This is a genomic window from Mesorhizobium sp. M5C.F.Ca.IN.020.29.1.1, assembly GCF_003997375.1.
Classification (GTDB): Bacteria; Pseudomonadota; Alphaproteobacteria; order Rhizobiales; family Rhizobiaceae; genus Mesorhizobium; species Mesorhizobium wenxiniae.
This window is the reverse complement of sequence record NZ_RZSW01001015.1, coordinates 1-1085: the sequence shown is the minus strand read 5'-3', so window position 1 is coordinate 1085 and position 1085 is coordinate 1. Positions and strand designations below refer to the sequence as shown.

The 1085-nt window shown below is 63.0% G+C and carries 2 protein-coding genes; both read right to left on the bottom strand.

All coding sequences use genetic code 11. The annotated features are described in order from the left end of the window. A partial coding sequence (locus EOA85_RS35885; protein ID WP_164760160.1) for a cytochrome c occupies positions 1 to 591 on the bottom strand: 591 nt, incomplete at its 3' end. 9 nt (positions 592 to 600) lie between these two features. Beyond that, the gene (locus EOA85_RS35880) at positions 601 to 1044 is read right to left on the bottom strand and encodes a cytochrome c (protein ID WP_127212775.1); all 444 of its coding nucleotides are present in this window, start codon (positions 1042 to 1044) and stop codon (positions 601 to 603) included. Between the last annotated feature and the right edge of the window lie 41 nt (positions 1045 to 1085).

The following is a 1085-nucleotide window of genomic DNA, read 5'->3' as shown; positions in this document are numbered from 1 at the left end:
GGCCATCACCGGATCCGGCGTGCCCTCGGGGAAGGAAACCACCGGCTGGTCACTCAAATAGAGACGTTTCCACAGCCCGATACCGCGACGGATGTTGAACGGGAATCCCAGCGAATTGGCCGGCGCCTTGCCGGCGACCGCCGGAAGCGTTTTCATGAAGGCATGGAGATCGGCAATGTCGGCCGGCTTCATGCGCGCGTAGGATGCATAAGGAAACGCCGGATAGAAATGCTCGCCGCTCGGCGACACTCCCTTCATCATGGCGTTGGCGAGGTCTTCGACCGACCAGGCGCCGATACCGTCCTTGGCATCCTGCGAAATGTTCGGTGGCACGAAGGTGCCGAACGGCGTCTTGAGTTCGAGACCGCCTGCAAGTTGAAGGCGGGCATCGCCTTGTGAACCTGGCTTCGCATGGCACGATGTGCAGCCTCCGGCATAAAAAATGCGCTTGCCCCTGGCGGCATCGCCGGGGCCGAGCTGCGCCAGGGTCTCAGTGTCGAGCCTGACCGGCGCCGACAGGACCCAGCCGGCGACAGCGCCGGCGGCGCCCAGAACGAGGGCGGCGCCGACGAGCTTTTTCAGCAGGCGCATCGCCCGCGATCAGCCCTTCTTTATCCTGTATGTCTGGTGGCAGGTGCCACAATCGCCGCCTATGGTGTTGAACCCCGCCTTCAAGGCATCGACGTCGGCCGGGGCGGCGGCCGCCGCAGCCTTGACGTCGGCGAGATATTTTTCCTCAATCGCCTTGAAGCCGGCCATATCCTCCCAGATCTTGGGGGCAGCGGTGGTGTCGCCGGTTTCACTGCCAGCCGGGAAAAGGGTCTCGACGTTTGCATGGAATTTCTCGGCGTTGGCCTGCAGCGCCTTCAACGCCACCAGCACGGCCGCGGCGTCATAGGCGGCCTCGCCCTTGACCACTTTCGACAATTGGCCGGCGATCTTTCCGCGTTCCTTCATCAGGGCCTGGCGCTCCTGGATCGGATCGGAGAATGCCGCCGAACCGGCGAAGGCGAGCGTCGAGATGGCGAGGATAAGCTTTCTCATTCAATTGGCTCCATGGTGAAGACGTTTCGGATGGTCGGCAC

What these genes read in the sequence shown, in the direction of transcription:
- EOA85_RS35880 (WP_127212775.1), bottom strand. Translation starts at nt 1,044, where the DNA reads ATGAGAAAGCTTATCCTCGCCATCTCGACGCTCGCCTTCGCCGGTTCG.